The sequence below is a fragment of the Pelagibacterium lentulum genome (assembly GCF_003992625.1).
In the GTDB taxonomy this organism is placed as follows: domain Bacteria; phylum Pseudomonadota; class Alphaproteobacteria; order Rhizobiales; family Devosiaceae; genus Pelagibacterium; species Pelagibacterium lentulum.
The window spans coordinates 69,023-81,983 of record NZ_RZMW01000008.1 but is presented as its reverse complement, the minus strand read 5'-3'; the positions used below and the strand labels follow the sequence as shown (position 1 = coordinate 81,983).

The window sequence follows — 12,961 nt, the reverse complement described above, 5'->3', positions numbered from 1 at the left end:
ACTAACCTTGAGGGACTATTTTGCGCGCATGGTCACGGATCAGATCGAACACGGCGACCAAGGTCTGCCTGCGATCCAGATTGTAGATATCGGCATCGGCAAACAGGGCGTTGGCCTTGTCCCACAGCACGTTGGCCGAAGCAAGCCGGAAACGCGCGCCCCGCCCTGCCCGCGCGGCTTGCTCGGCTTCTCGCGCCATCCAGTCTCGGATCATATCCTGCGCGAACAAGAGTTCGGCCCCTTTTGCGCCAGCCAAGGCTTCCGCAATTGCCAGTTGAGCACGGGTAGGTTGGTTATGGGGTGATGCCAGCCAGGCCATCAGGGCATCGAGCACATCGCCTTCCTCAAGCATGAGGGTCTCAAACCCGCGCCTGGGACGTCCTGCTGCAAGCTGCGTTGCGCGTTCGATGGCATCAGCCGGAATGTCGGGCCGCGCACGGGAAATGACTTTCGCAACATCATCCGGCGCCAACCCCCGCAAGCCAAAACTCTGGCAGCGGGACTTGATAGTGGCAAGCATGCCGCCAGGCCGGTGCGAGAGAACAATGAACAGCGTTTGTTCAGGTGGTTCTTCAAGTGTTTTAAGTAACGCGTTGGCCGAATTGATATTGCAGTCATCCACACTGTCGATGATGCAAACCCGATAGCCAGCACGGCCGCGTGTGCGCTGCAAAGCGTCGCGCGTGGCGCGTACGTCATCGACACGAATGGCAGAGAAGAATTTCTGGCTGTTGATCGGGTCCTTGGCCTTGCGCAAGACGAAAAGGTTGGGATGCGACAGCGCTTCAACCTGCGCAGCAATGCGCGCGGGCGTTTCGTCCGAAGTTGCTTCCAGAACGTGTCGCGCCACGGCAAAGGCAAGGGTTGCCTTACCGATCCCTCGCGGACCATGCAGCAGCACCGCGCTTGGCATCCTGTCCGCCGTCAATGCGGCAGCGAGACCCGCGAACGCCTCGCCATGCCCAACAAGCTTACCAAACTCAGGCGCGGCAACGCCTTCAATCTGATCCGCCTCGCGTTGCTCGAACACCATTGCGGTTAAATCGCCCGCCGGTTTTGCGTCAACTCCGGAAACCGCTCCTCGACCACCTGCCAGATAGCCGCAGCGAGGGCCTCCTGGTCCTTGTCGGCGTCCAGAACGATCACGCGCTGCGGGTTGGCTTTTGCAATGGCGAGGAAATTGTCGCGTAGACGATGATGAAAGCTCAGGTCTTCCTTCTCGAACCGGTCGATGATGCCGGCGAGCCCGTCTTCGGCAGCACGCTGGCGAACACGTCCGAACGCGGTGCCTGGGTCCATATCCAGCAGGATTGTAAGATCAGGCGCGTGGCCGTCAAGCGCAAGGGCCTCCAGCGAGTCGATAAGCTTGCTATCGACCCCGCCGGTAAGTCCCTGATACGCGCGCGTGGAATCGGCAAACCGGTCGCAGATCACCCATTTTCCTTCTTCCAGCGCGGGTGCGATCAATGCGTTGACGTGATCGAGACGCGCGGCCGCAAACAGCACAGCTTCTGCACCGACGCCCCAGCTTTCGGGCTTGCCTTGAAGTATGAAGGAGCGAATGGCCTCGGCCTTGGGTGTGCCGCCAGGTTCACGGGTCCGGACGGAGGAAATGCCTTGGTCCGAAAGGCGCTCACATAGCTTTCGCACCTGCGTCGACTTGCCGACCCCTTCCCCACCCTCAAAGGTAATAAACCGCGAGGAAACCGGCGCGCGAGTGTTGTCGTCCATGCTGCTCATATCAGCCGTTCAAGATCCCGGATTGCGAAGCGAGAGCCAGCCGCTAAATCCAGCCCAGCGCGAGTTCCCATAGCGCATCGGTAGCCTTACGCACCAGATCGCCATCAATCACAGACTCGGCCGCATAGAGCGGCGCCGTCTGAATGATCTGGTCATCGCAGAGTATGTTGAGTTGCGCAAGTCTCTGTCCTTCTCGCACAGGTGGCCTGATCGGAGCATTGTAGGTGATATTTGCCGAAAGGCATCGGCGGCTGCCACGGGGAATATAAATGTCGATACTGCCCTCCCCAACCAGACCGACATGCGACACTTCCCCGCCATACACCCGTACGCGCCCGACGATCTCACCTGCGCCATAGGCCGGAATGCGCTCGAAATTGCGCGCACCCCAAGTAACAAGCCGCCGCGTCTGTTCACTGCGTTCACGCGCGCTTTCCATGCCGTGAAGGACCGCTACAAGCCGCCGCCCACCGTCATTGTTGGAAACAACGATACCATAACCCGCCGCTCGCGTGTGGCCGGTCTTGAGCCCATCGATACCGATACTGCTGCCCAAAAGATCGTTGCGATTGGATTGTCTTATGCCGTTCCAGGTAAAGTCAGGCACCGCGAACCAGTCGTAATACTCAGGAAATTCACGAATGATATAACGGGCCAGTTGTGCCAGATCACGGGCCGTCGAGTACATGTCCGGATCCGGCAAGCCACTGGGATTGGTAAAGTGGGAATTTTCCATCCCGATCTCGTAGGCCAACTCGTTCATTATGGCCGCAAAGGCAACCTCCGATCCGGCTATGCCTTCGGCCAGCGCTATCGAAGCGTCGTTACCGGACTGGATGATGACCGAGTGGATAAGATCGTCGACACTGATTTCGGAATGAATTTCGGCAAACATCGTCGAGCCGCCAGAAGGCGCACCGCCGGTGCGCCAAGCGTGCTCGCTGACATAAAACATGTCCTCAAGATTGATAATGCCGCGCCTCAGCAGATCAAAAACCACGGCCAAGGTCATGAGCTTGGCCATGCTGGCTGGTTCAATGCGCGCGTCGGCATCGCGCTGAAACAGCACTGTGCCGGACTCGTAATCCATCAGCAGAGCGTAGGGGGCCGATGTTTCAAAATTGAGCTGCGCACGGGCTGGCACCAAGGCCAAGCACATAATCACGGCGACACCGACAGCCAACCGGAAAAAACGTGCCCAAACACTCATTACAAACACCTGCGCGCCGAAACGCCTCCCCAAAAGAACTGCAGGTATTTTATACTAAAATGAACCAGTTAAGCCAAGCTGATCCGCCAGCAATCGTACATCGTTTTCTGTAACACCTTCGCGAAGGTGGCTGAGTGTGAGTGTAATGCTGGAGCCATGCTCGTAGGTGTATTCGACTTGATCCACGGCACCAAGCACAGCAAACTCGCGTGCGATCATCTGTGCGTGCCCGGCGTCCGAAAAATTGCCAAGATCAAGGCGAACGGCCGTTCCTGACGGCTCGCTTTCGATGTCAGCGGCAATATCTAGGCTTGCGCCTTGACCGTAAGACAGAATCTGGAACGGCACGTCGGCGGGCGGGGCATCGACAGCGCCGGCGACCGCGTCTACGGCAGTCGGCGCCGGGGTCTGAGCTACTTGAATATCCTGATAGGCCATCCGCGTGCCCATGTCGCGCTCATATGGCGTCAACTGATTTATTGCGCCGACCAGAAAACGCGTATCATCGCCGTTAAGTGGTGCTGGACCGACATACTGTACGCGAACATTGGCGATACCCTGCTGCTTGAATCCGAGCACTTCCGCTGTGCGGCGCGAAAGATCGATCACCCGGTTACGCGAGAACGGCCCGCGATCGTTGATCCGCACCAGTGCGGATTGCCCGTTGGCGACATTGGTGACACGCACGTAAGAAGGAAGCGGCAGCGTCGGATGCGCGCCGGACAGATGATATTGATCGAAAATCTCGCCATTTGCTGTCAAGCGCCCGTGGAAAGCCGGGCCATACCACGACGCCTGCCCCACGACATCAAGATTGGGTTGCTCGCGTGGAACAAAGGTCTGACCAGCCACCGTATAGGGTTGGCCGACTTGATGGCGCCCGCCTCCCTTGGGGACGTTGCGCGAACTGGTGACACGCGGAGACGCAGAAACGCCCATCGATCTTTCGGAAAACTTCGTTCCGTTGAATATGTCGGCCATCGGCCCGCCGCATCCGGCGAGAAACAGTGCGCAGCACGCAGACGCGACCGGCAAAAGCCCCTTGGAAGACTTACGCAACACTAACGAACGCAAACTCATACAACCAGACCTATCGGTAAAACTTGTGTGACGGCTCAGCCCCCTCAAGCCTCCGAAAAACCACAGCTTTGTGTATAGTCCGTTAATGAGAAGTGAATTCGCTCATGAAAATCCGTCCAGAAATCCGGCCTGCTCAAGCGACTTTCTGATGTCCGCAGCAATTGCGACAGCACCCGGCGTATCGCCGTGAAGGCAGAGAGAGCGGGCGTTTGAATGGAACGGCTTGCCACCAGCAGCAACGATCTCGCCACGCTCGGCAAGCCGCAGGCAACGGCGCACGATTTCTTCGCTGTCATGCAACACGCTACCGGCAACACTGCGCGACAAGAGGCGACCCGGCCCTTGGTAAGCGCGATCTGCATAGGCCTCGGCAATGACAGCCATGCTCAGTTCCAATGCTGCCTTTTCCTGCTCGGAGGCCTCGAGCGCTAAAACCGCAAGTTGGGGGAACTCCTCCTTAACTGCAGAAAATATCGCTACTGCAAGCGCGCGGTCTTCGGCAGCCATATTGGCAAGGGCACCGTGGATCTTTACGTAAGCCACACTACTCCCTTCCTCCGCAGCCACGGCAATCAGCCTCGCGACCTGCTCGACCATCTGGCCAGCAATGACATCGTGTGGCAAATCGAGGCGGCGCCTGCCAAAATGATCTGGATCGACAAAGCCGGGATGCGCGCCAATGGTGACACCATGGGCCTTCGCTGACCGAATGGCCGCCCGCATCGTCGCTTCATCGCCCGCGTGACCGCCACAGGCAATCGAGGCGCTGGTTACAATGGCGAGCATGGCAGCATCGTCGCCGACACCCTCTCCAAGATCGGCGTTGAGATCAAGCTTGCCCATTAGACACCACCTACCCTTACTAAACGCTGCGCGACCTCAACCCGAATAGGCTGGAACTTGATAGTCGCGCCCGGTCTTTGTTGTGCCAGCCGGTCCATATCGGCATCGATCACCGTTCCGATCCGAGGATAGCCGCCGGTTGGCTGATGGTCGCGCATCAGAACGACGGGCGTTCCATCGCCCAGTATCTGGATGTCTCCCGGCACAACTGCGTCCGAAACGAGCGACAAAACTTGCTGACCGGCAAAAACGCGGGTCTTGTCAATAAGGCGTATTCCCATGCGATCGATCTGCGATGAAATGGTGAAATCAGCTTCACAAAAGGTAGCCTGCGTGCCCGGCGCAAAAACATGAGCATGAATACCCCAGATAAATCGAATGGAATCGCAATCGGGTTGCGATGGCTCCGTCGCACCTTCGCCGCGCGCTTTCGATACGCGATCTTGCGAAAATGAAATGAAATCGCCCTTTGCAAGCGGTCGCCCTTCAAATCCACCCAAGCCAGCGGTTATGTTTGTAGCCTTGCTACCCATAAGGGTCCGAACCTCTATAGAGCGATCGAACCGGACATAGCCGTAATTGCCCTGCGCACCCATGGAAATCGTAACGCGATCTCCGTCCTCTAACGTAGCGCTGCCTGGCCAAGCGACGCGCTTGCCGTTGATCGCAAGCAAGAATTTCCCGCCGGAAAAGCCCACAATGGTTTCCGCTGCGCCATGATAGGTGAAATCAAACCCCAGAACGCCAAATTCAATCGCGGCATCTGCGCTGCCGCAGGCGCACCCGGCTGCGAAATACCCCTGCCGATCCATTGGACCGGATGCCGATATTCCATGTGCCAGCAAGCCAGGACGGCCATGATCCTGGATGCTCACAAGCGGCCCTGCTCGTGTGATTTCAATACCGTGGGTCATAATATGCCTTCTGCCGCTGCAAACACGATTGTGTCGCCAGCCCGCAGCCGTGTGGGCGGCATGACGCCGGGATCGAAGTTTCTGAAATCGGTTCTGCCGATCACATGCCAGCCCGTTGGAATATCCGTTGCCGCGATTGCGGTTTGCCCGGCCGCGAACAGAACCGACCCCGCCGGAACGATGCGGCGAACCTGCGCACGACGCGGCACCACCAGTTCCGCTTCGTGCATGCCGCAATATACAAATCCCGGCGCAAAACCAGTGGCTATCACCCGCAGAGGTGCGCTGTTGTGCGCCTCGACAAAGGCTTCAGGTTCCAGGTCCAGCAGCTTGGCGACTTCGTTCAGATCAGGCCCGGACTCGCCACCGAAAACGACGGCAATCTCGTGGCGCCCCCCCTCAACGGCCAATGCGTCTGGTTGGTTTTGAAGCGCCATGCGCACTTCACCGGCAAGTCTTGAAAAACTGATCTCGATTGGATCATAGCGTAGCAGGACCGACACCAGATTGGGAACGACTTCGACAACACCGGGCAGTTTCTTCGCCTCTGCGAGGCGTGAAAACCCAATGGCCCGCCGGTTCGCCATATCGCTCAGAACATTGGAAAATTTCACCAGCATCCCGGCATCGCCCAATGGCATGAGCGTAGGAACGATGTCGTTGCTAATACTGTCAGTCACTCGTTGCGCCCTTTGACCCAAATCAACCCGCCACATACATGCTGGATTGATATCGCCTTGCCAAGCCGCCACTTGCCAATCGAGACATTAAGCTTCAGCATGGCGGAAAATCGGGCGAGGATATTTATGCAAAACAAGAGGATATTTGCCATTGCCGCCATGATCCTGCTGGCGGTGCTGCTTATGCTGGGCGCAGGCCTGGATGCTGCACAATTCGGGGCGGTCATGCTCGTAGCCGCACTGATCGTCGCCGTCCTTATGTATATCATTACCCGTCGGCGCAAACGACGCTCCACACGCATGGACCCGGAAGATCGCAAGCCACCAAAACTCTGATATTTCAAATATTACGCGAGTTCTGCCTTGCTTTGCTCACGATTGGTATGCAAAATGCGCGTCATACGTTTCGAAGCTCTTGGCTACCCTAACTGCCCGGCTTGCCGGTTGATTTGGATACCCTGATTTTGCGAGCGTCTAGGTTCGGAAACATGGTGTTTCCGGAAAATTCTGCCCACGTTCCTGGACGGTGGGCTCCACTAAATGGGATATCCAATATGGCTACCGGTACCGTAAAGTTCTTCAACACCACCAAAGGTTTTGGCTTCATTACGCCTGACGATGGTGGCAAAGATGCCTTCGTGCATATTTCCGCTGTAGAACGTTCGGGTATGTCGACCCTGGTTGAAGGCCAGAAGGTAAACTTCGAACTCGAAGCTGGCCGTGACGGCCGCACTTCTGCAGTCAATCTTTCTGACGCAGCATAAGGTTTTCGGCGCAATTTTCGCGCCGCCATTCTGATATTAAGGGCGTCCAAGCGGCGCCCTTTTTATTTGTTTTTGCTCACTTTTTCAGAACAAGTTTAACTTAAATCCTCGCACCGTTTTTTGCCATGCGTTTGTAGGCTCATGCGATCATCCAGCCATGGCTCAAAATTCTCCCATCGATGGACAAGCACGCACAGTCTGCAATCAGGCCGATGTGCTGCTTGATACTCTTTTCCGCACTTCGGGCTTGCCGGCGCCGTTGAGCCTGTCGATCGAAGAGCTTTTGGAAAACGCTTGGGAAATTGCTTACCGCAAATCACCAGAGAACGCGCAACCCAACGTCATTGCATTCACGCCCAAGGTACGAAATACCTGACACTGGCTTTCAATCCTTAAACCCTATCATCCGCTTCACGATCGAGCGGACCGACCTGTCAAAGCGCGTTAACGGCAGCTTTTCAACGGCGTAGTCAGCGTATGGATACGGCTCGGCGCCAAACCGCTTCTTGAAATGCGCCAGTGATGCAGATGGCCCGGTCTCCCCGAGATGGTATAGCCCCGCCCCGCGTTCGCAGGCATGGGCGATAGAGTGATGTAGCAGCAAATCGTTTGCGCCGCTGGTGCTGGCGATTTCCTTGTCCATGACGCAGCGAATGTCGTTGGCGTTGCGCCCGTAAAGAACGATGGACGCTGCTGCGGGCCGACGCCCGTCCCAGGCAACCCAAACCATACAAGCCTCGCCCATGTGCCGTGCGAGCGCTTCAAACTTGCTGGGCGGATCCCGAAAATATCCGCGCAGATGCGTAAGCATTCTCGGCTCGTTCTGGCTCTTTGCCCACCGATCGAGTGAGAGCTTGAGCAAGTCGCAAAAAACCGGCATCAGGCGCCCGGTATTATCAGCCTCTACATGCAGGCCGTGCCGCATTGCCTTGCGTATGCGTGAACGTGTCGTCTTGCTGAACTTTTTTGCCCACACATGATCGTACCCCTCGGCAACATCAATGGCATGGGCAAGGCGCTGTGTGGTCACAACATTGGGCGGCACGGCGTCTTTCCAAACGGAACCAACCCGCGGATTGGGGCTGATGACAATCTGCAAATAGGGCAATCCTGCCAGATCCCCGAAAATCTGCGAAACAACGGCCGGGTCGACCGGTCGCGTGCCGATGATTCCGCCTGTACCCCATGCAAGCGGCAATGAAGCGGCCATACCAAAGTGCGTTGGCAGCTTCCGGGAACGAACCATTGGCAATATGAATTCGGCACCGTCATCGGCGCGATAATACCGGCTGGCATCCCGAAACCGGCCAGCTTCACAAATCCAGTCCGTGATTTCGGGCGACTGGTCCGGCATAGCCTCAGGATCGAGATCCAGGAGCCGCCGCCAATGGTCACGCGGTGCCGGCGTTTGCACCTCTAGAACAACAGGCTTGCTTCTAAAAAATGGGACAGCGGCAAAGACGGCTTGTGGCCCCAGTCCTCCTGAGCCCAATACCCCCCCTTGTATCAACAATGACGCAAACTCCGTCGGCATCGTTGGAGCACCGTTCTTGCTTGTCGACCATCTGGAACAAGATTGTTGAAAACAAACACTCTCGTCAAGTAAAAGCAAAAGATAACAATTTCAATGAAATAGCTGAAATTGTACCACCTACCTTAAACTTACAGTATAAAGTAGTCAAAAGTTCTTGGAGCACGGTGTATTTTGAGGCTTATTGAGGTTGATCCTATTCGCCAGTATGTGTTGGGATGCCTGGAGGGGCGCACATGTACGCCGTTTACAACAGACTGACCGCAAGCACACCTGCTCCCCGGACAGCTTGGGTCCAGGCGCTAGAAAATGATCCTGAAGCGGTTGCCTACCATCTCCCGCAATGGTTCGACAGCATTTGCCAATCTGGTAGATTTCTCGATTGCAGCCGCCTTTACACGGCTGAAGACGGTGGCGCGTTCATTCTCCCAATGGTTCGCCCGAAAGGCGTTCCGGAACGGCTGGCAACAGCCGCTTCGATGCCAAGCGCTTGTGGTCAGGGAGGCATAATCGGCACGCGCCCCTTTACGATCGAGGTCGCCGAAGCAGTCTGGAAAGACCTTCTGCAACTGCCGTATTTGCGTATCCAACTGCGGCCCAATCCACGGCAGGGACCAGTTTGGGCAGCAACACGACCGCCAGGGGTCCATGCGATCCCACGTCGCTCCCACATACTCGATCTATCGGGGGGCTTCCAGACCGTGTGGGAAACACGATTTAATGGTCCGAAGCGGACGGCAGTACGCAAAGCCGAAAAGCTGGGGGTCGAGATCGAAAGCGATACAACCGGGCGTCTGGTTCCAGAATTTTATGGCCTGCTGACAGAATCGTTCACTCGGTGGGGCAGCCAGCAAAACGAGCCTTTGTGGCTGACGCGGCTGCGCGGAGGAATGCGGGATCCAATCTCGAAGTTCGAGATTGCTGCAAAAAAAATGGGCGGTGCCATGCGCATATGGCTCGCGCGTTTTGAGGGTATCCCGATTGCCGCAATCGTCGTGCTTGAAGCGGGCAATGCCAATTATGCCCGCGGTGCCATGGACAAGGAAAGGGTCGGGGCAACCCGCTCAAATGAGTTGCTGCATCGAATGGCGATCGAACATGCGGTCAACGCAGGATGCCGCTACTATCACATGGGCGAGTCCGGTTGGTCCAAGTCCTTGAGTCAGTTCAAGGAAGGGTTTGGCGCCATGCCGTATGAGTACGAGGAATATTTTATAGAAAAACTGCCGATCACCCGCATCGACGCGACTGCGCGGGGCCTCGTCAAGCGCATGATCGGCTTTAAGGATTGAGCGGATTTCGCATCCTGATGCAGATTTCAAAATCGTGTAACCTGCCCATAATACAATCCAAGTAAACTTCCCATGACGCCGCTTTTCAATATCCGGGAAATACCATAGAGTCGGATATTGCGGCATCGCCATGAAACAGCTTTCTCACGTCGTTGCGATTACAATTGGCGATATATTTTAAGGCTTTGCAGCTTGGCGAGCGGCAGGGCGTAATTGAGCCGTCGGAGGCAAGAATGTCTCGGTTGTTTGCTGTGTTTTTTCTATCCACCCCAACCCTACCCTCCAATATCGGCGGCAAGAGAAAAACATTAAACCCGGCCAATGAGGTCGGGCAGTGAGCGACAAAAGCACCCGTCTTGACGCCATTCTGGAAGACGCTCGTGGCCCGCGTGGCGCACTCCGCCGCCTTTTGGGCTCGTCTCTTACCCGTAATGGTTACGCCCTTATGGTCAGCACCGTGCTGACATCCGGGTTAGGCATGGTTTTCTGGATATTGGCCGCCCGGCTCTACAGCCAGACGGAAGTGGGGCTCGGCGGCATTCTGATTTCGACCGTCGTCACCCTGTCCAGCGCTGCAAGGATGAGCTTCAACAACGTGTTGCAGCGCTTCCTGCCGGTCTCAGGTAACAACTCGAAAAAGCTGCTCTATTCATCCTACGGATTCGGCATTATTTGCGGGCTTGTGCTGGCTGTCGGCTTCATCATTTTTGCCGACCACTTCGTTCCCGAACTCGCCTTTCTTGCCCATATGCCTTTGCTGGCGCTGGCCTTCGGCGCCTCCATCGCGATCTGGACAATTTTCTCGCTTCAGGAAAGCGCGCTGAGCGCCTTGCGGGAATCGGTGTGGGTTCCGCTCATCAACGCGCTTTATGCGATCAGTAAAATCCTGATGCTGGTCGCTTTTATTGGCGTCGCCGGCTATGGCATGAGCCTCTTGGGTACGTGGATGGTACCTTTGGTTCTATCCATCCTCGTAACGCAGTACTTCCTGATGCGGCACCTTCTACCTCCAAAGCCGATGGCCGGACAGCAGACTGCACCGATTTCGCGAACCCATATATTGCGGTTCTTCGGCTGGGATTACCTTGCCGGCCTCTCGATGACGATTGCAGTTGGGATTGCGCCTATACTCGTCATCAATACTGGCGGCCCCGAATCCAGCGCGCAATATCACATTACCTGGACAATCACTTATTCCCTCGTGATGCTCGGGCGCGCAATGGGTGTATCCCTGCTGGCCGAGAGCGTAGTGAATGCAGAGCGCATTCCTGCTCTCATCGGAGAAGCGATCGTACAATCTATACTTCCGGTCACTCTGGCCGCATTACTGATCAGCATATCCGCTCCATGGTTGATGGCCCTGTTCGGCGCTGAATACACTGTTGAGGGCACCCACATGCTGCGCGTTCTGGCGCTATCGGCCATCCCTTGGGGATTTATTTCCATCTTCCTCGCGCTCGCACGCGCCAAGGACTGGGTGCGTGCCATGGCCGCCGTTCAATGGCTCACCCTTGTGTTCGTGGTTGCCGCCAGCTTCCTCCTGCTGCCGGTCCTGGGTCCGGTTGCCGTCGCCTATGGCTGGCTCATCGCGCAAACGCTGGTTGCGGTGATCATCTGCATCGTCGGCGTTGCGCTTTATGGCCGGGAACGCTCCCTCAATGCCAGCCTCAATCTTGCAACTGCCGCGGCTCGTTTCCTGCGCGGCATTCTGGGAAGCAAGCCCGCTGCCGATCACAACGTGGAACTGGACGAATTCATTGCCAGTGCGACCAACAAACTCGGGGCCTCTGATGGGCAGGAATGGCGCGTTCTCAATAACGAGATACGCAGTCAAGATAGCCTTACTCTCACACTTGCCCGGGTTCAAACTGGTGCAGAAGTTCCCTCGCAGCCCAATGTCTGTCTCAAGATTGCTTGGAGCACCCCCGGCATTGACGCATTGACGCGCGAAATGTTCATGGGCGAAAGCCTGCGCTCCAATCCACGCCTGCAGGATTTAAAACATCTGTTGCCGCAAACGCTTTTCAGCGATCGCCATGCCAGCGCCTTGATGTGTGCCGAAGCAGTATTACCTGGACGACGAGGCAGCAGTGTGCTGTTTTCACCCGACGCCAACCGCATAAGCAGCCTTGCTGATGCTGCACGCGCGATAACGGCAATCCATCACGCGACAGCGACCGAAATCGAAATCGCGCAGGATTGGAAGCGGCGGTGGATAAATGCGCCCCTGGCGATACTGGGTGCACACGGCACGCCCCGCGCCCGCACGTCAAGGCAACTCCTGCTGCCGGCGCTCGAAGCGCATATGTCCGACTTCTGGCTCGGTCGCACGCTGCCGCTCGGCGCCAGCCATGGCAATTTCTCGCCCGGCAATCTTCTGTTCGAACACAACGCCAAGAAAGACGCACGCGGTCTGACTCATTTGCGCCTGACAGGCATCCTCGATTGGGATCATGCCGAATATGATGCACCGCAGGGCTTCGACATCTGCACGCTGGCACTCATCACCAGAACCATGGCCGAGGGGCAGGAACTGGGGCCTATTGTCCACGAGTTGCTCGGGAAACCCTCCTGGCGTCCTGCCGAACGCTCCTGGTTTGGCCCCCCGCCCGATGGCAGCTTCGATTGGCACGATGATCCACAGACAATCCGGCATCTGGTGATCCTGGCCTGGCTCCACCACGTCTCTGCCAATCTCGACAGATCGGAGGCCAGCCGCAGCAACAAATTGTGGCTCGGGCTCAATGTGGATTGGGTGCTGCGAAAAATCACCAGAACGAAGGCATAGACTGTCGGCAGGCCGGGCGACAGTTCAACACAATGTCGGCCCCAAGCCTGTTACGCCGCGAGGCAAGCCAGCCCGGAGCAGATCATTATGGAGCAGTCCTCATCCCGGTAAGGGCGGAG

General features: G+C 56.8%; 13 protein-coding genes. 5 read left to right on the top strand and 8 right to left on the bottom strand.

The genetic code is table 11. The features are described 5' to 3' along the window. Position 1 precedes the first annotated feature (1 nt). The 7 genes from EO133_RS02140 to EO133_RS02110 form a co-directional block, all read right to left on the bottom strand. Positions 2-1,033, bottom strand: coding sequence for an AAA family ATPase (locus tag EO133_RS02140; RefSeq protein WP_127071026.1), 1,032 nt, complete (start codon positions 1,031-1,033; stop codon positions 2-4). Between the two features lie 5 nt (positions 1,034-1,038). Next, positions 1,039-1,731: a dTMP kinase gene (gene tmk, locus EO133_RS02135; RefSeq protein ID WP_244640786.1), complete on the bottom strand. Its 693-nt coding sequence runs from the start codon at positions 1,729-1,731 to the stop codon at positions 1,039-1,041. 52 nt (positions 1,732-1,783) lie between these two features. Beyond that, positions 1,784-2,950 carry a D-alanyl-D-alanine carboxypeptidase family protein gene (locus EO133_RS02130; protein WP_206513450.1) on the bottom strand — a complete coding sequence of 389 codons (1,167 nt, stop codon included), beginning with the start codon at positions 2,948-2,950 and terminating at the stop codon, positions 1,784-1,786. A gap of 54 nt (positions 2,951-3,004) precedes the next feature. Further along, positions 3,005-3,931, bottom strand: a complete 927-nt coding sequence (locus tag EO133_RS02125) for a septal ring lytic transglycosylase RlpA family protein (protein WP_248297981.1) — start codon at positions 3,929-3,931, stop codon at positions 3,005-3,007. A 201-nt stretch (positions 3,932-4,132) separates the two neighbouring features. Continuing rightward, positions 4,133-4,873: a 5-oxoprolinase subunit PxpA gene (locus tag EO133_RS02120; RefSeq protein ID WP_127071023.1), complete on the bottom strand. Its 741-nt coding sequence runs from the start codon at positions 4,871-4,873 to the stop codon at positions 4,133-4,135. Further along, positions 4,873-5,787 carry a 5-oxoprolinase subunit C family protein gene (locus tag EO133_RS02115; protein ID WP_127071022.1) on the bottom strand — a complete coding sequence of 305 codons (915 nt, stop codon included), beginning with the start codon at positions 5,785-5,787 and terminating at the stop codon, positions 4,873-4,875. The genes EO133_RS02120 and EO133_RS02115 overlap by 1 nt, the downstream gene beginning before the upstream one ends. Next, complete coding sequence (locus EO133_RS02110) at positions 5,784-6,467, bottom strand: 5-oxoprolinase subunit B family protein (protein ID WP_164734845.1); 684 nt, start codon at positions 6,465-6,467, stop codon at positions 5,784-5,786. The genes EO133_RS02115 and EO133_RS02110 overlap by 4 nt, the downstream gene beginning before the upstream one ends. Positions 6,468-6,593: 126 nt before the next feature. Between EO133_RS02110 and EO133_RS02105 the strand changes: the two genes are divergently transcribed. The 3 genes from EO133_RS02105 (at position 6,594) to EO133_RS02095 (ending at position 7,607) form a co-directional block, all read left to right on the top strand. Next, a complete protein-coding gene (locus EO133_RS02105) occupies positions 6,594-6,803 on the top strand; it encodes a hypothetical protein (protein ID WP_127071020.1) in 210 nt (69 codons plus the stop codon). Positions 6,804-7,021: 218 nt separating this feature from the next. Beyond that, on the top strand, positions 7,022-7,231 hold the full coding sequence (locus tag EO133_RS02100; RefSeq protein ID WP_127071019.1) for a cold-shock protein: 210 nt from the start codon (positions 7,022-7,024) through the stop codon (positions 7,229-7,231). A gap of 157 nt (positions 7,232-7,388) precedes the next feature. Then, positions 7,389-7,607, top strand: coding sequence for a hypothetical protein (locus EO133_RS02095; RefSeq protein WP_127071018.1), 219 nt, complete (start codon positions 7,389-7,391; stop codon positions 7,605-7,607). Between the two features lie 9 nt (positions 7,608-7,616). Here EO133_RS02095 and EO133_RS02090 read toward each other — a convergent pair whose 3' ends face one another. After that, the gene (locus EO133_RS02090; protein WP_164734844.1) at positions 7,617-8,645 is read right to left on the bottom strand and encodes a GNAT family N-acetyltransferase; all 1,029 of its coding nucleotides are present in this window, start codon (positions 8,643-8,645) and stop codon (positions 7,617-7,619) included. 353 nt (positions 8,646-8,998) lie between these two features. On the opposite strand from EO133_RS02090, the gene EO133_RS02085 reads away from it, so the two are divergent. Together EO133_RS02085 and EO133_RS02080 are read left to right on the top strand one after the other, a co-directional pair. Next, positions 8,999-10,054, top strand: coding sequence for a GNAT family N-acetyltransferase (locus tag EO133_RS02085; protein ID WP_164734843.1), 1,056 nt, complete (start codon positions 8,999-9,001; stop codon positions 10,052-10,054). A 334-nt stretch (positions 10,055-10,388) separates the two neighbouring features. Further along, entirely contained in the window at positions 10,389-12,842 is a 2,454-nt protein-coding gene (locus EO133_RS02080; protein WP_127071015.1) for a phosphotransferase, read from the top strand. The last annotated feature ends 119 nt before the right edge of the window (positions 12,843-12,961 follow it).